Genomic DNA, 15,940 nt, shown 5'->3' on the forward strand with positions numbered 1-15,940 from the left:
ATTGGATCTGTTCTAAAGTTGAGCTGAATCTTGGTCGTGCGTGTCGGCTTGAATGGGGCTTGTGGCGGCCGGGAAACGGCGGCCACGCTTCTTCATTCGGTACCGCGGGCGTGATGTTCCCGCGGGCCGACGTTCGTGAAGTTCGGGGTGGGCGGAAATGGCTGGGGTCAGAGGCATGTCGGATGTGCCGGGCATATCCGCTGTAGAGGCAGTGGTACGGAGCGACGCGGCGCTCCTGGAGGAGGACCTGGCGGCCTTCCTGGCCTCCCTGGCCACCGCGCCGGCGCGGCAGGAGCCGGGGGCGGGGCCGGCCGTGCCGGAATCGGTGTACGAGGCGGTGCTGGCGCGTTCCCTGTACGCGCCCGTCGCCGACGCGGTCGGCTCGAAGGTGGGCCAGGCGGCGCTGGCGCCCACCGCGGGAGCGCCCGCCGGCCGGGCCCCGCTGCGCCCCTCGATGGTGTTCTGGGCCTACCGCAACTACCGGGGCTTCCCCGGCCCGGCCGGCGAGGAGGACTCCTCGGCCGACCTGGCCGCGGTCCGCCGCGCGGCGGTGGCGGTGCGCGTGCTGCTGAAGGCGGCGGTCGCCCTGGACGACATCCAGGACGGCAGCGGCATCCGCTACGGCGAGCGCGCCCTCCACGTCACCCACGGCATCCCGCTCGCCCTCAACACGGGCTCCCTGCTGATCACCGCGGCGCTGGAGCACGCGGCCGAGCCGGCCGTCGTGCGGAGCCTGCTGCGGTCGGTCGGCCGGGGGCTCACCGGCCAGGCCGTCGACGTCTCCACGCGCACCGCGCTCACGCGCGCCGAACTGATGGCGGCGCCCCTCGCCGAGCGGGTGGCCTTCTGGGAGTCGATGGCCGCGCTCAAGACGGGCACGCTCTTCTGGATGCCGCTGGACGCGGCGGTGGCGGCCCTGGGCGTCGTGGAGGAGGAGCGGCGGGTCCTGGACGGAGCGATGCGCGACCTCGGACTGGCCAGCCAGCTGTTCAACGACCTGACCGACTTCGTGCCCGGGTTCGGCGGCCGCGACACCCACGAGGACTACGGCCAGTTGAGCAACCGGGTCTTCCTCGAACTGCTCGACTCCGCGCCCGCGGATCAGCGCGCGTCCGGCGAGCTCGTGGGGGCGCGGCTCAAGGAGTTCGTGCTCGGCCACCCGGACCTGCCGCGGACGCTCCTGCGCCTCGCGGCGCGGGCGGCGGAGCTGAAGCGCGCGGCGATGGAGGCGGTGCGCGGCGTGTGCCGCTCCGAGGAGAGCGCGCGGTACTTCGACGTGACGATCGAACGCAAGGGACACCTCATCGACCGCCTGCACGCCACGCTCCTGAAGGGCGAAGGGGCGTGATCCCCGCGGACGGCCTCGCGCACGGCCCCGCGGACGGCCGCACCGACGGCCGAACGGTGGTCGAGCGCATACGGGCGAGCACCCGCGGCCGGCACCAGGAGCTGGAAGACACCGCCTTCTCCGTCGCGATGCTCGCCGGCACGCTCCCGCTGGACCGGTACGTCGACCAGCTCGCCGCGGACGACCGCCGCCGGGCGGGCCTACGACCACGTCGCCGCGATCACCGCGGCACTGTCCTCCGGGCTCGTGCCTACGGCTGACCGTACCCGTCGAGGAAGTTCCCGATCCGGGTGACCGCGTCGGCGAGGTCCTTCGCGTTGGGCAGGGTCACGATCCGGAAGTGGTCGGGCTCGGGCCAGTTGAAGCCCGTACCGTGCACGACCATGATCTTTTCCTCGCGCAGCAGGTCGAGGACCATCTGCCGGTCGTCCTTGATCTTGTAGACGGACGGGTCCAGCTTCGGGAACAGGTACAGCGCGCCCTTGGGCTTCACGCAGGTGATGCCGGGGATCTGCGTCAGCAGGTCGTACGCCGTGTCGCGCTGCTCCAGGATCCGCCCGCCGGGCAGCACCAGGTCGTTGATCGACTGCCGGCCGCCGAGGGCGGTGGCGATGGCGTGCTGGGAGGGCATGTTGGCGCAGAGCCGCATGTTCGCCAGGATCGTCAGGCCCTCGATGTACGACGAGGCGTGCTTCTTGGGCCCGCACACCGCCATCCATCCGGACCGGTAGCCGGCGACGCGGTAGTTCTTGGAGAGCCCGTTGAAGGTCAGCGTCAGCAGGTCCGGCGCGATGGCGGCGGTGTTCGTGTGCGTGGCGCCGTCGTAGAGGATCCGGTCGTAGATCTCGTCCGAGCAGACGACCAGGTTGTGGCGGCGCGCGATGTCCGTGAGCCCGCGCAGCATCTCGTCGTCGTAGACGGCGCCGGTCGGGTTGTTCGGGTTGATGATCACGATCGCGCGGGTGCGGTCGGTGACCTTGCGCTCGATGTCGGCGAGGTCCGGCATCCAGTCGGACTGCTCGTCGCAGCGGTAGTGCACGGCGGTGCCGCCGGCCAGGCTGACGGAGGCGGTCCACAGCGGGTAGTCCGGCGCCGGGACGAGCACCTCGTCGCCGTCGTCGAGCAGTGCCTGCATCGACATCTGGATCAGCTCGGAGACCCCGTTGCCGATGTAGATGTCCTCGACGTCCAGGTCGATGCCCTTGGTCTGGTAGTGCTGCATGACCGCGCGGCGCGCGGAGAGCAGCCCCTTCGCGTCCCCGTAGCCGTGGGCGTTGCCCAGGTTGCGGAGCATGTCCTCAAGGATCTCCGGCGGGCACTCGAAGCCGAAGGCCGCTGGGTTGCCGGTGTTGAGCTTGAGGATGCGATGACCTGCTGCTTCGAGCCGCATCGCCTCTTCGAGCACGGGGCCGCGGATCTCGTAGCAGACATTGGCGAGTTTCGTTGACTGGATCACCTGCATGACGGGAGCTTACGGGTCCGGATGCGGGCGCGCTCCGCTATTTGGCCGGGAGCGGAGGGGTGCGCGGCGGCCCGATATGTCCCCTTTCGCGCAAAGCTTGGGTACGGGCGCCGCGAGCCCTTGGAAACCGGGGCCGGGGCCCCGTTCCGGCCTGCGGAATGGGTGGGCCGGGCGCAGGGGGCCGGACCGGTGTTGCGCTCGTCACCCTGCCGGGCCGGGGTGCGCGAAAAGGGGCGGGGCACCACCGGTCGGTCGGTGGTGCCCCGCCCCCGCTCCCGGGGCGGAGCTCAGGCGGCCCCGGTACCTTCCGCCGAGTCCGCCGAGTCCGCCGAGTCCGCTGAGTCCGCCGAGTCCGCCGAGACCGTCGAGACCGCTCCGGAGCGGACCCGGTGGATCCGGCCCCGGGCCGCCAGGTGCTGGAGGTCCCGGTGGATGGTCATCCGGCTGACGCCCAGCTCCCGTACGAGGTCCGCGACCCGTACGCGGCCCCTGGCCCGTACCGCGGCGACGATCAGCTCGCGCCGCTCCCCGCACGGCGTTCCCAGGCCGGGAGTGCGCCGCGCGGGCACGGTCACTTCGCCTCGGCCTTGAGGATCTCGGCGAGCTCCTCGTCGGACTCGCGGCCCGGGGTGGGCAGGTTCCACTTGGTGATGGCGAAGCGGAAGACGACGTAGTACAGCGCCGCGAAGCAGAGCCCGATGCCGGCCAGACCCCACGGGTTGGACGCGATGCCGAGGTTGAGGAAGAAGTCGATCGCGCCGGCCGAGAAGCCGAAGCCGTCCTTCATGCCGAGCGACCAGGTCAGCGCCATGGAGGCGCCGGTCAGGACCGCGTGGATCGCGTAGAGGACCGGGGCGACGAACATGAAGGTGAACTCGATCGGCTCGGTGATGCCCGTGACGAAGGCGGTGAGCGCGAGGGAGAACATCATGCCGCCGACGACCTTGCGGCGCTCGGGGCGCGCACAGTGGGTGATGGCGAGGCATGCGGCCGGGAGGGCGAACATCATGATCGGGAAGAAGCCGGTCATGAACTGCCCGGCGCTCGGGTCGCCGGCGAGGAAGCGGGCGATGTCACCGTGCTTGCCGTCGAACTCGCCCGCCTGGTACCAGGGGAAGGAGTTCACCAGGTGGTGCATGCCGACCGGGATCAGCGAGCGGTTGACGACGCCGAAGATGCCCGCGCCGACGGAGCCGGAGTTGACCAGCCACTCGCCGAGGCCGTGGATGCCCTTGCCGAGCACCGGCCAGATCAGGCCCATGACGATGCCGATGGCCAGGCCCGCGAAGGAGGACAGGATCGGGACGAGGCGGCGGCCGCCGAAGAAGCCCGCCCAGTCCGGCAGCTTGGTCCGGTAGAACTTCTGGAACAGCAGGGCGGTGACGATGCCCATCACGACACCGCCGAGCACGCCGGCGTTGACGGGCGCGTCGACCAGCGCGACCTGGTGGTCGACGACCTTCTCGACCTGCGGGACGTTGCCGTCGGTGAAGGTGCCGAGCACGTTCGAGAAGACGAGGTAGCCCGCGACGGCCGCGAGGCCGGTGGAGCCGTCGGCCTTCTTGGCGAAGCCGACCGCGATGCCCACGGCGAAGAGCAGCGCCAGGTTGTTGAAGACGGCGTTGCCGCCGGCCGCCATGTACGTGGCGATCTCGTTGCACCAGCCCGGCAGCGAGGCGCTGCCCAGCATGTCGTCGTTGCCGAAGCGCATGAGCAGCGCGGCGGCCGGCAGCACGGCGATCGGCAGCATGAGGCTGCGGCCGAGGCGCTGCATGACCGCCATGGCGGTGGAGTTCTTCTTGGCAGACGGCGCCGTCTGCTCGGCTGTACTCACGGCTGCTTCCTCCAGAGGAAACGGGTGTGTTGCCAAGGCAGGCAGCGCTTGTATGGGCTGGGCAACAACTAAGGAAATTGCGCCATTTGCGGCGCGATGTTCCAGTTGTAACACGGTTAAAACCGCATAAACCCATGGTCGGACAGACTGTGGACCTACGACCCGAAGGCTGAGGCCGCAAGCCTCCCGAGACCCGTGCCTTCCGGCGCAGTCAGAGGGTCCGGGTGCCTTCCGGCGGCACCCGCTACGCCTCCCGTCTGGACGTCCAGCCCTGGCGGCGGAGGGTTTCGAAGCCGTTCAGGAGGAGGTCCAGGGCGAATTCGAACTCGAACTGGTCGTCGCAGCCGCCGCCGACCGTGGAGCCGTCGTCGTGTGCGGCCGTCGCGGCCAGTTCCGCGATGTGCGGATAGCGCGCCGCCATCCCGGGGTCCGGCGGGCCCGAGGGGGCCGAGGTGTCGAACAGTTCCTGGCTGAAGCCGAGCAGGCGGCTGCCCATCGCGTGCATGACGTGGTGCGTGAGGTCGGCGGAGAGGCCGCCGGCCCGGAAGCATCCGGCCATCGAGTCCAGGTACGCCAGTACGGCCGGGGTGGGGCCGGTCCGCGACTCGATGACCCGTGCCGCCCAGGGGTGGCGGAGCAGGACCCGCCGGGCCGAGAGGATCCGCCCGCGGACCACGTGCCGCCAGTCGGGGCCCGCGGCCGGCGGGTCGATCTCGCCGACCACGGCGTCGGCCATGCCGTCGAGCAGCTCCTCCTTGTTGGCCACGTGCTTGTAGAGGGCCATCGGGACGACGCCCAGCTCCTGGGCGAGCCTGCGCATGCTGAGCGCGTCGATGCCGGTCGCGTCGGCGAGTGCGACGGCGGCGCGCAGGACGCGGTCCCTGTTCAGGGGGATCCGCTGCGTGTCCTTGCCCTTGCCCCTCATAGCGGGTGGGCCCCTTCCCTCGTCGGCAACGCCCTCGCCTTGACGAGTGTACGACGTACACCTATGGTCCCTCTCAGGTGTACGGCGTACACCTCCATCGAGCGAGGGGTGCCGAGAAGATGAGTCCGGACCGGAGAACCGCAGTGGCCGCCGGGTTGCTGTTCCTGCTGACCGAGGCCTCCGCGATAGCCGGGGCGGTGCTGTACCGCCCCCTGCTGGGCGCGACGGACGGCCGCCTCGCGCAGGGCGCGGACACTCAGGCGCTGCTCGGGGTGGTCTGCGAGGTGGTGCTCGTCGTGGCGGTGACCGGCACCGGGGCGGCGCTGTTCCCCGTCCTGCGGCGCCACGGCGAGGGGCTCGCGCTCGGGTACGCCTTCGGGCGGCTGCTGGAGGCGGCCGTCATCGCCGTCGGGATCGTCGCCGTCCTGGCGCTCGTCACCCTGCGGCGGGACGCGGGGGCGGCGGACGGCGCCGACGCCGCGCTGGTGGCCGTGCACGACTGGACGTTCCTGCTCGGACCCAACATCGCCCTCGGCCTGAACACCGTCCTGCTCGCCTGGCTCGCCTACCGCGCACGGCTCGTGCCGCGCTTCATCGCCGTGCTCGGGCTGGTCGGCGGTCCGCTCATCTGCGCCTCGGCCGTCGCCGTCATGTTCGGGGCCTACGAGCAGCTCTCCCCGGCGGGGGCCGCCGCCGCGCTCCCCGTGTTCGCCTGGGAACTGGCACTGGCCGGCTGGCTGATCGTCAAGGGCTTCGGGACCCGCGGGGTCAGTGCGCGCGCTCGATGATGACGAGCGGGATCTCCCGGGGGGCGGCCGCCGCCTGGTGGTCCTCGTAGGCGGGCCACAGGGCGGTCACGGCCTCCCAGTACGTCTCCCGCTCCGCCGCGGTCGCCGTGCGGGCGCGGGCCCGCGCGGTCAGGGCGCCGACCTGGAGGCGGACCTCGGGGTGGGCGGTGAGGTCGCGGTACCAGGAGGGGACGCCGGGCGTGCCGTCGGCCGCGGTGGCCAGCACGATGTGGCGGCCGTCGTCCTTCGCGTAGATCAGCGGGGTGCGCACGGGCCGGCCGGAGAACCGGTCGAGGGTGGTCAGGAGCAGCGTCGGGACGCCGTGCCACAGGTGCCCGTCGGCGCCGGAGCTGTCGACGTAGGCGCGCACGTGCGTGGAGAGCTGCCCGGCCGGCGGGTCGGCCGGGTGGTCCCAGTCGACGGTCGCGTCACCCCGTACGGGCACGGTCGCGGGCGCGTGGGCGCGGGAGTGGGTGGTGCCGGTCGTATGCGTCGCGCGCATCGGCATCGTTGTCGTCCCTTCGGAATCGGCCCCCGCGCGGGCTAACGAGCATCCACCGATTCTGGATGCGTACCGGCCGCCGCGCACCTCGGGGCGGACCGGGGAGCCCGGTCCGCCCCGCTCCGGGCCCGCCTAAGGGAGGTAGCGTTCGAGCGCCCTCGCGCCCTCCTTCTCGATCAGCTTGCGGGCCTTCTCGACCCGCTCCGGAGTCACGTCCTGGCCGCGCGCCATCACGAGGTCCTCGGGGTCGAACGGGTGCTCCGACCCCGTGTACAGGTGGGCGGGGCGCTGGGGCTGCTGGTCCGATTCACTGTCCATCGCTACCTCCTGCTGTGTCCCCCTGGCCCCCATCCTCCGGCCGGGCCCCCAAGAACGCACCTTGGCGGGATCCGGGCCCCCCGCCCCGTTGCGCCCGGGGTCAGACCGCCAGCGCCAGTACCGCGGTCAGGGCGACGACGGCGCCGCAGATGCTGAGGTTGGCGATCTTGTGCTCCCAGAACACCGCCACGAACTCCCGGATCGTCGCGCTCGGCCAGAAGTACTTCGCCGTCGGCGAGCCGAGCACCTGCCCGTTGACCCCGGCCTTGCGGGCCATCATCGCGGCGCGGAAGGCGTGGAAGCTGTTGGTGACCACCACGCAGCGGTAGGAGGGGTCCTCCGCCTCCATGATGGTCCGGCTGAACAGGAGGTTCTCCTCCGTCGTGCGGGACCGGTCCTCCAGCCGCAGGTGCTCCCGCGGCACGCCGCCCTCCGCCATCAGCCAGTCCGCCATCGCCCGCGCCTCCGCGACCTTCTCGTCCGTGCCCTTGCCGCCCGAGGTCAGCAGCAGCGGCGCCCGTCCGCCCCGCGCGATCTGGGCGTCGTGGATCGCCTGCCCCTTGCGCAGCCGCGAGGCCAGCAGGGGCGGGACCCGGTCGCCGCCGATCAGGCCGGAGCCGAGCATCACCACGTAGTCCACGTCCCCGCGCACCTTGATCCGCCCGTAGAGGTAGGCGTAGGCCAGGAAGCAGAGGAAGAGGAAGGAGACGTACGCGGTGAGGAGGACCACCCCGACCACCACGGCGTCCAGGGCGGGCGGTCCCGTGTTGGCCGTCACGAAGACGAACGCGATGAGGAGGAAGATCGCCACGCCCGCCGCGAGGGACAGCAGGTTCCCCGGCCGCCGGCCCTCCTTGCGGACCATCGTCAGACCGTTGCCGATCAGGAAGACGCCGAGCGCGAGCGTGCCGATGGCGGGCACCAGGAAGACCACCGCGACCACGATCTGGGCCAGGCCGGCCGGCAGGCGCGTGACCTGCGACAGCAGCCCGACCGAGGCGAAGATGAACGTGAGGCCCAGGTAGACCGCGTTGCGGAAGAGCCGGCGGTCCTCCCGGACGCTCACACCGAAGAGGACCAGGAAGAGGGCGGCGGGTACGAAGAAGGCGCCAAAGGCGTACATGCCGCTCATCGTAAGTGTGGAATACGGCCCATCAGCGGCCGCCGTGCGGCGTGCGACGGACGGCCCGCCCGGCGAGGACGTCCGTCCTGCGCCCGTCCCGGACGGTGAAACGCCCGTCGATCAGGACGTGCGGGATCCCGGCCGGCAGCGCGCGCGGGCGCTCGTACGTCGATCCGGCGGCGACCGTCAGCGGATCGAAGAGGACGAGGTCGGCCCGGTGCCCGACGCGCACCAGCCCCCGGTCCGGCAGCCGCAGCCGGGCGGCGGGGCGGCCGGAGAGGTGGGCGACGCACTCCTCCAGGGAGAGGACGCCCAGCTCGCGCACGTAGTGCCCGAGGTAGTGCGGGAAGGTGCCGTAGGCCCGCGGATGCGGTTTCGCCCCCTGCAGGATGCCGTCCGAGCCGCCCGTGTGGACCGGGTGGCGCATGATCGCCCGTACGTTCTCCTCGTGCCCGACGTGCTGCAGGATGCTCGGACCGAGCCGGTCGCCCAGCAGCAGCGCCCGGGCCGTGTCCCAGTCGGGGACGCGCGTGCCGACGTACGCCCCGTAGGCCGGATCCGTGGTCCCGGCGATCTCGATCGTCGACCAGTCGACGGGTACCCCGTGGCAGCCGTCGGCCCCCTCCACCTCCAGCGCGTACCGGATCCGCTCGGCCTCGGCGTCGTCGCGCAGGCGCGCCAGGACCGCCTCGGGTCCGCCCTCGTTCGCCCAACCGGGCAGCAGGGCGACCAGGGTGGTGCAGCCGGGGGTGTACGGATAGCTGTCGAGGGTGATGTCGGCCCCGCCGGCCAGCGCTCGGTCGAGCAGGGCGAGCAGCTCGCCCGCCCGGCCTTCGTTCTCCCCGAAGTTCATCGTGGCGTGCGCCAGGTGCAGGGCGCAGCCGGCCTCGCGGGTCAGCTCGACCATCTCGGCGTAGGCGGCCAGGGCGTCGCGGCCGTACGAGCGGTGGTGCGGGCAGTAGTAGCCGCCGTACTCCGCCACCACCCGGCACAGCTCGGTCAGTTCGGCGCCGGACGCGTACATGCCCGGGGTGTAGGTGAGCCCGGAGGACATGCCGACGGCGCCCTGGGCGAGTCCCTCGGCGACCAGGGCCCGCATGCGGTCGAGCTCCGCCGGGGTGGCGGGGCGGTCGCCCCAGCCCACGACGTGCGCGCGGACGGTGCCCTGCGGGACGAGATAGGCGGCGTTGACGGCGATGCCCTGCGCGTCCAGCCGGTCCAGGTACCCGCCGACCGTGCGCCAGTCGAAGTCGATGTCCTCGCCCGTGCCGTTCCAGCCGGCGATGGCGGCCCGCACCTCGGCCAGCGTGCGGTCGTCGACGGGGGCGTAGGACAGGCCGTCCTGGCCCAGGACTTCGAGGGTCACGCCCTGGGCGGCCTTCGCGCCGTGGTCGGGATCGCGCAGCAGGGCGAGGTCGCTGTGGGCGTGCATGTCGATGAAGCCGGGGGCCAGGGCGAGGCCGTGGGCGTCGAGCGTGTGCCGCCCGCCGCCCGCGATGCGGCCCACTTCGGCGATGCGGCCCTCGTGGATCCCGACGTCGGCCGTGTAGGAGGGCCCGCCCGTGCCGTCGACGACGCGGGCCCCGCGGATGACCAGGTCCATGGGCTTAGAAGAACGTCCGGACGTACTCCGTGACCGTGCCGTCGGCCTCCACCACCGGGATCAGCGGCCACTTCTCGAAGATCGTGCACGGGTGGGACATCCCCAGCGCCACCCAGTCGCCGACCTGCACGTCCTCGGCGGAGCCGGTTTCCAGCCAGGTGTGCTGGTCGGACAGCTTGAGGACGCGGATCCCCGTGGCCGGCCGCTCGGCGCCGGTGAGGGGATCGCGCACGAGCTCCACCTCGGGCAGCCCCAGGTCGTACGCGATGTCCCGCTTGCCGGCGTTGAGATACGCCTGGGTGGGGGAGGGGCGGGACACCACCTGCGCCCAGAGCCGGAAGGCGGGGCGCAGGCCGCCCTCCTCGGGGACCCGGTTGAAGGGGGTGAGCCGGGTGTACCAGCCGTGGTCGTGGGAGACGTACGCACCGGAGCGCAGCAGCTTCAGGACCGGCTGCGAGAGCTCCGGCAGCTCGGCGAACACGTCGGCGACGGCGTCGAACCAGGCGGAGCCGCCCGCGCTGACGACGATCTCCCCGACCCCCTCGAACCGCCCCGCCTTGTCGAACTCGGCCGCCAGGCCGGTCAGCCGGCGCAAGTAGGCGTGCACGGAGTCCGGGTCGGCGCCGGGCACCTCCGCCTCGTATCCGGCGATGCCGACCAGGCGCAGGGTGCCGGTCCCCGCCACCGCGTCCGCGACGGCCCGGCAGTCCTCGTCCGTACGGGCCCCCGTGCGGGCGCCTTCCCCGGCGCCGAGCTCGACGACCACGTCCACGCGCTGCGGCTGCCCCTGAAGGGCCCGGTCCATCAGCTGGACCCCGCGCACGGAGTCCACGTAGCAGACGAACCGGAACCCCGGGTCCGCGGCGAGCTCCGCGGCCACCCAGCGCAGGGCGGCGGCGTCGACGAGCTCGTTGGCGAGGAAGATGCGCCGGATGCCGAACGCCCGGTAGACGCGGGCCTGGTGGGGCACGGCGGCGGTGATGCCCCAGGCCCCGTGGTCGAGCTGGCGCCGGAACAGCTGCGGGGCCATGCAGGTCTTGCCGTGCGGGGCGAAGGCGAGGCCGTGGCGCTCGGCGTAGCCGCCGAGGGCGGCGAGGTTGTGGCTCAGCGCCTCGGCGTCGAGCGTGAGCACGGGGGTGGTGAACCCGCCCGTGTGCAGGTTGCGCCGCTGGGCGGTCAGCTCCCCGACGGTGAGGCCCGCCTGCCCGGCGTCCGGGGGGAGTCCCTTGAAGCGGTGGTCCACCGGCTCCTGGGCGAGGGCCTGGACGGGGTCGCTGGGCATGGTGTGGGCCTCCCGGGCGTGTGCGGTCGTTGCGTGCACCGCAACGATCGTTGCGCATGCCGCTGCATGCTGTCTAACATTCCGGGTGACGACGGGTCAACGGGCCCGCGTTCGAAGGGACACGGCGTGAGCCAGTCGGTGGAGCGGGCGCTCCGGATCCTGCCCGCCCTGGCCAAGGGCCCGGCCGGGCTCGGCGAGGTCGCCGAGGTGCTCGACGTGCACAAGAGCACGGCCCTGCGGCTGCTGCGGACCCTCCAGGCGCACGGCTTCGTGTACCGGCAGGGCGACGGCCGCTACCGGCTCGGCGCCTCCCTCTTCGCCCTGGCCTCCGAGTCCATCGAGAACCTCGACGTCCGCGAGGTCGCGCATCCGCACCTGCTGGAGCTGAACCGGATCACCGGGCACACCGTGCACCTCGCCCTCCACCAGGACGACGAGGTCGTCTACGTGGACAAGGTGGACAGCCGCGACGCGGTACGGATGTACTCGCGCATCGGCCGGCCCGTTCCCCTCACCGTCGCCGCCGTCGCGAAGCTGCTGATCGCCGACCTGCCGGAGGCGGAGCGCCGGGCCCTGGCCGCGCGCATCGAGTACCCGGCCTACACGTCCCGCTCCACCCCCGACGCCGCCGCGTACCTGCGCGAGCTGGACCTCGTGCGCGCCCAGGGGTGGGCCACGGACATCGGCGGCCACGAGGAGTCCCTGAACTGCCTCGCCGCCCCCGTACGCGGACCCGACGGCCGCGTGGTCGCCGCGATGTCCGTCTCCGCCCCCGGCGTGGTCCTCTCCGTCGCCGGGCTCCTCGAACTCCTCCCGCTCGTACGGCAGACCGCCGACGCCATCGGCCGCGAGTACTCAGGCTCGGGCCCCGTACAGGAAGACAGGCAGCCATGACCGACAAGACCGCGATCACCCCCGCCACCCACACCGACCCGCCCGCGAAGTTCTCGCACGGCGTCCGCAAGGGCAACATCCTCCAGGTCGCCGGCCAGGTCGGCTTCCTCCCGCACGTGGACGGGCAGGAGCCCACGCCGGCCGGCCCCACCCTGCGCGAGCAGACCCTCCAGACGCTGGAGAACGTCCGCTCCGTCCTGGAGGCGGGCGGCGCCACCTGGGACGACGTGATGATGCTGCGGGTCTACCTCACCGACACCTCGCACTTCGAAGAGATGAACGGGATCTACAACGCCTACTTCGAGGAGCAGAACCTGAAGGAGGCCCCCTCCGCCCGCACCACCGTGTACGTGGGCCTCCCCGGCGACCTGCTGATCGAGATCGACGCCCTCGCGGTGCTCGGCTAAGCCGTCTCTTCGGATCAGCCGCCCGCGCGGCCGAGGACCGGTGGCGGCAGGCGCTGCCAACTTCCGCCGCGGGCGCCGCGGTCCGGGTCCCGGGGCCGACCGCGCATTGGGTACGCTCACGGATGACTTCGGGGCGTCGGCGGGGGCCGGGGAACGCCGCCAGCAGGGATGGATCCTCATGAGCAGCGCACCTTCGGCAGGCATCTTCCAACCGCTCAAGGCGGACGATCCGGAGGTCGTGGGCGGCTACCGGCTCGCGGCCGTACTCGGTGCGGGCGGCATGGGCAAGGTGTACCTCTCGTACACGCCGGGCGGCCGGCCCATCGCCATCAAGGTGATCCGGTCCGAGTTCAGCGAGGACCCCGAGTTCCGGCGGCGCTTCCAGCAGGAGGTGCGGTCCGCGGAGCGGGTCCAGGGCCTCTACACCGCTCCGGTCATCGACTCCGACACGGAGGGCTCCCAGCCCTGGCTGGCCACCGCCTACGTGCCCGGCCCCTCGCTCGCGCACGCCGTGGCCCACCACGGCGCGCTGCCGCCGCGCAGCGTGCTGCTGCTGGCGGTCGGGGTCGCCGAGGCCCTGACGGTGATCCACGGCGCGGGCATCGTCCACCGCGACCTGAAGCCCGCCAACGTCCTCCTCGCCTCCGACGGCCCGCGCGTCATCGACTTCGGCATCGCCCGCGCCGCCGACAGCACCGCCCTGACCAGTACGGGCGTCAGCATCGGCACCCCGGCGTTCATGGCGCCCGAGCAGGCCTCGGCGGGCACGGTCACCCCGGCCACCGACGTCTTCGCCCTCGGCCAGATCGCCGCCTTCGCCGCGACCGGGTCCTCCGTCTACGGGGACGGGCCCTCGCACGCGGTGCTCTACCGGATCGTGCACGAGGACCCCGATCTCGGCGGGCTGCCCGACGAGCTGCGGGACGTGGTGACCCGGTGCCTCAGCCGCGACCCGGCCGACCGCCCGGCGCTGACCGAGGTCATCGCGCTGTGCCACGCGGCCGCGGGCACCGAGCCGCTGCGCCAGGGCGAGGACTGGCTGCCGCGCGCGGTCGCCGGTTCCATCACCGAGCGGGTGCAGCTGCTGCCCGCCCCGGCCCCCACTCCGCCGCCGAAGGCGGCCGTTGCGACTCCGACCGAGGTCTCCGCGCAGCCTCCGGCGCCGAGCGCGCCCCCGGCCCCCGCCGCCGCGCCCGGGTACACGCCCACGGGCCTTGCCGCCGCCCCGACGCAGGCGGCCCCGGCGCAGGCCGCTCCGGCGCGGCCCGGGCAGGCGACGGTGCCGACCGGCTACGGGACGCCGCCGCCGTACGCGCAGCCTCCGCGGCAGCAGCCTTCGTACGCGCAGCCCTCGTACCCGCAGCCCACGTACGCGCAGCCCGGGTGGGGGCAGCCCGCGTACCCGCCCGCCCCGGCCCGTCCCAAGCGGACCGGGCTGATCGTCACCCTGTCCGTCGTGGGCGCGGTCATCGGGCTCGCCGTCATCGGGAACCTGCTGCCGGACGACTCCAAGAAGAACGGTGCGGCCGGGTCGCCCGGCAGCGGGAGCGGCACGGCGAGCGCGAGCGCCTCGCCGGGCGGGACCGAGAAGCGCGCCGACCCGCAGCCGGTCTCGTACCAGCGCATCGAGATGCCCGAGAACCACCAGGTGCTGTTCGCCGACAATCCGCCGCGCCCCGCAGAGACCAACAGCGGCGTGCTCTACGGAAAGGGTGACCTCTTCTACTACCGGGACACCCTGTTCGGGGACGAGAAGTTCGGCACCGACAACGGCAAGCTCGTCCTGCTGAACAACTCCGAGAAGGGCTCCCTGGAGACCTGCCGCACGGTGACGCGCTTCACCGAGAAGCTCGGCCTCGACGAGCTCACGGACGGCTCGCAGGTCTGCGTGCTGAGCAAGGCGGGGCACATCGCCGTGGTGACCTTCCGCGGCAGGACGGGCGCCAAGGAGTCGACCCGGTTCGTCACCGTCGACCTCACGGTCTGGCGCAATGCCCAGGACGCGGCGAAGGACTGAGCGGACACGGAGGAGGGGCGCCCCCCTGGCGGTGGGGCGCCCCCGGTTCACCCGACGACCAGCCCTACGGGCAGTACTGCGCCTGCTTGCCGATCGACCGGTACATGCAGTCCGCGTTCTCCAGGAGCTGGAGCACCGCTTCCTTGTTGCGCGCCGTTTCATTGGCGATGACCTCGTCCGGCGGGTAGAAGCCGCCGCCGCCGGAACCGGCCGGGTACATCTCGAAGGTGTAGCCGAAGATCTTCTGGTCGCCCCACAGCCAGTCGTCGATCGTCCCGTCCGTGATGTACAGGTCGCTCGACTGCTCCGGCGTGTAGCCGTTGCTGGCCGCCATGCTGGTGCCGATCTTCTTGAACACGGCCAGGTCGTCGGCGGTCAGTCCGGGCGCCGTGTCGTTGTACGTCCACCCGTACGGCCACAGCACCAGCTCGCTGTACGTGTGGAAGTCGATGGCGGCCGTGATCTGCTGCTTGCCGCCGATCACGCGGCTGCGCACGAAGTCCGAGACGGCCTTCACCTCGGGCGCCGACTCGGCGGCCGGGCCCCGGTAGGTCTCGGAGCTCTTGCTGCCGCTGGAGCCGCCGCAGCAGCCCCACTTGTAGTTCCAGTTGCGGTTCTCGTCCGTGCCGACGTAGGAGGAGCCGGCGTTCGGCTGCCGGTTCTTGCGCCAGGAGCGGTACGAGCCGGAGGCGATGTCGTACTCGCCGCCGTCCGGATTGAGGTCGGGGATGATCCAGATCTCGCGGGCGTTGACCATGTTGGTGACCCGCGCGTCCGTCCCGTACTTGGAGCCGAACTCCTTGAGCAGGTACAGGGCCATCTCGACGGTCAGGTGCTCGCGGGCGTGCTGGTGCGCGGTGAAGAGCACCTCGGGCTCGGCCTCGTCGGTCGCGACGTTGTCGCTGATCTTGATCGCGACGAGGTCCCGGCCCTGGTAGGACTTTCCGATGACCCGCTTGCTGATGATCGAGGGGTACTGGGCGACGCGCTGGTCGATCTCCGCGCTCGCCTCGGCGTAGTTGTGGTAGAGCGCGTCCTTCGACGGGAAGTCGTTGATCCCGGCGGCGATGTCGCGCCCGTCGGAACGGTCCGGCGGTCCGGGCAGCGCGGTCAGCTCGTAGCCGAGTGCGCGCAGCTTCTTGGCCTGCATCGTGTCGGCGCTGACGACGACCGAGCGGGTGTCGACCTCGTCGATGGAGGCGCCGGTACGGAGCAGGGCGGTGCGTTCGACCGCGGTGGACGGGCCCTGGATCTCGTACTGGACGATCGACTCGTCCTGGGTGGCGGTCGACGGGGTGGGTGGCGGGGCAGCCGTCGCACTCATGCCGTAGGCGGGTGCGCCGAGCGCGAGCGCGAGAAGGGCCGCCGTGATGGCGGCCCTTCGGCGGTGGTGGAGCCGCATGCGTTCTCCTGGGTGGGAGTGTGGGGGTAGCCGTG

The 15,940-nt window shown here is 72.2% G+C and carries 16 protein-coding genes; 6 read left to right on the forward strand and 10 right to left on the reverse strand.

Translation table 11 applies throughout. The annotated features are described in order from the left end of the window. Positions 1-175 precede the first annotated feature (175 nt). Together AC6CKD_RS02350 and AC6CKD_RS02355 are read left to right on the forward strand one after the other, a co-directional pair. Positions 176-1,348, forward strand: coding sequence for a polyprenyl synthetase family protein (locus tag AC6CKD_RS02350; protein ID WP_498324784.1), 1,173 nt, complete (start codon positions 176-178; stop codon positions 1,346-1,348). Further along, on the forward strand, positions 1,345-1,608 hold the full coding sequence (locus AC6CKD_RS02355) for a hypothetical protein (protein ID WP_498324785.1): 264 nt from the start codon (positions 1,345-1,347) through the stop codon (positions 1,606-1,608). The genes AC6CKD_RS02350 and AC6CKD_RS02355 overlap by 4 nt, the downstream gene beginning before the upstream one ends. Here the strand turns inward: AC6CKD_RS02355 and AC6CKD_RS02360 are convergent. The 4 genes from AC6CKD_RS02360 to AC6CKD_RS02375 all read right to left on the reverse strand — a co-directional run bounded on the left by AC6CKD_RS02360 (position 1,599) and on the right by AC6CKD_RS02375 (position 5,569). Next, positions 1,599-2,810, reverse strand: coding sequence for a pyridoxal phosphate-dependent aminotransferase (locus tag AC6CKD_RS02360; protein ID WP_498324786.1), 1,212 nt, complete (start codon positions 2,808-2,810; stop codon positions 1,599-1,601). The two genes, AC6CKD_RS02355 and AC6CKD_RS02360, sit on opposite strands and share 10 nt — an antisense overlap. A gap of 287 nt (positions 2,811-3,097) precedes the next feature. Beyond that, a complete protein-coding gene (locus tag AC6CKD_RS02365; protein WP_498324788.1) occupies positions 3,098-3,385 on the reverse strand; it encodes a DeoR family transcriptional regulator in 288 nt (95 codons plus the stop codon). Next, positions 3,382-4,593 carry a PTS transporter subunit EIIC gene (locus tag AC6CKD_RS02370; protein WP_498325409.1) on the reverse strand — a complete coding sequence of 404 codons (1,212 nt, stop codon included), beginning with the start codon at positions 4,591-4,593 and terminating at the stop codon, positions 3,382-3,384. The genes AC6CKD_RS02365 and AC6CKD_RS02370 overlap by 4 nt, the downstream gene beginning before the upstream one ends. Positions 4,594-4,888: 295 nt before the next feature. Further along, positions 4,889-5,569, reverse strand: a complete 681-nt coding sequence (locus AC6CKD_RS02375) for a TetR/AcrR family transcriptional regulator C-terminal domain-containing protein (protein WP_498324790.1) — start codon at positions 5,567-5,569, stop codon at positions 4,889-4,891. Between the two features lie 143 nt (positions 5,570-5,712). Between AC6CKD_RS02375 and AC6CKD_RS02380 the strand changes: the two genes are divergently transcribed. Beyond that, positions 5,713-6,357: a DUF4386 domain-containing protein gene (locus tag AC6CKD_RS02380; RefSeq protein WP_498324791.1), complete on the forward strand. Its 645-nt coding sequence runs from the start codon at positions 5,713-5,715 to the stop codon at positions 6,355-6,357. Here the strand turns inward: AC6CKD_RS02380 and AC6CKD_RS02385 are convergent. The 5 genes from AC6CKD_RS02385 to AC6CKD_RS02405 all read right to left on the reverse strand — a co-directional run bounded on the left by AC6CKD_RS02385 (position 6,338) and on the right by AC6CKD_RS02405 (position 11,185). After that, positions 6,338-6,859 carry a nitroreductase/quinone reductase family protein gene (locus tag AC6CKD_RS02385; RefSeq protein ID WP_498324793.1) on the reverse strand — a complete coding sequence of 174 codons (522 nt, stop codon included), beginning with the start codon at positions 6,857-6,859 and terminating at the stop codon, positions 6,338-6,340. The genes AC6CKD_RS02380 and AC6CKD_RS02385 overlap by 20 nt on opposite strands. 132 nt (positions 6,860-6,991) lie before the next feature. Beyond that, positions 6,992-7,177: a hypothetical protein gene (locus AC6CKD_RS02390; protein ID WP_243340661.1), complete on the reverse strand. Its 186-nt coding sequence runs from the start codon at positions 7,175-7,177 to the stop codon at positions 6,992-6,994. A 100-nt stretch (positions 7,178-7,277) separates the two neighbouring features. Beyond that, positions 7,278-8,309, reverse strand: coding sequence for a YdcF family protein (locus AC6CKD_RS02395; protein WP_498324795.1), 1,032 nt, complete (start codon positions 8,307-8,309; stop codon positions 7,278-7,280). Between the two features lie 22 nt (positions 8,310-8,331). After that, positions 8,332-9,903, reverse strand: coding sequence for an N-acyl-D-amino-acid deacylase family protein (locus AC6CKD_RS02400; protein WP_498324796.1), 1,572 nt, complete (start codon positions 9,901-9,903; stop codon positions 8,332-8,334). Between the two features lie 4 nt (positions 9,904-9,907). Continuing rightward, positions 9,908-11,185, reverse strand: a complete 1,278-nt coding sequence (locus AC6CKD_RS02405; protein WP_498325411.1) for an amino acid deaminase — start codon at positions 11,183-11,185, stop codon at positions 9,908-9,910. 126 nt (positions 11,186-11,311) lie between these two features. Here AC6CKD_RS02405 and AC6CKD_RS02410 point away from each other — a divergent pair, with 126 nt between their 5' ends. The 3 genes from AC6CKD_RS02410 to AC6CKD_RS02420 all read left to right on the forward strand — a co-directional run bounded on the left by AC6CKD_RS02410 (position 11,312) and on the right by AC6CKD_RS02420 (position 14,503). Next, on the forward strand, positions 11,312-12,079 hold the full coding sequence (locus AC6CKD_RS02410) for an IclR family transcriptional regulator (protein ID WP_498324797.1): 768 nt from the start codon (positions 11,312-11,314) through the stop codon (positions 12,077-12,079). Beyond that, positions 12,076-12,486 (forward strand): RidA family protein, encoded by a 411-nt coding sequence (locus AC6CKD_RS02415; protein ID WP_498324799.1) that lies wholly within the window; start codon positions 12,076-12,078, stop codon positions 12,484-12,486. The genes AC6CKD_RS02410 and AC6CKD_RS02415 overlap by 4 nt, the downstream gene beginning before the upstream one ends. Before the next feature lie 178 nt (positions 12,487-12,664). Then, positions 12,665-14,503: a serine/threonine-protein kinase gene (locus AC6CKD_RS02420; protein WP_498324800.1), complete on the forward strand. Its 1,839-nt coding sequence runs from the start codon at positions 12,665-12,667 to the stop codon at positions 14,501-14,503. 64 nt (positions 14,504-14,567) lie between these two features. On the opposite strand, the gene AC6CKD_RS02425 is transcribed toward AC6CKD_RS02420, so the two are convergent. After that, positions 14,568-15,905: a M14 family metallopeptidase gene (locus AC6CKD_RS02425; RefSeq protein ID WP_498324802.1), complete on the reverse strand. Its 1,338-nt coding sequence runs from the start codon at positions 15,903-15,905 to the stop codon at positions 14,568-14,570. Positions 15,906-15,940 lie beyond the last annotated feature (35 nt).

It is taken from the genome of Streptomyces sp. GQ60, from assembly GCF_059758875.1.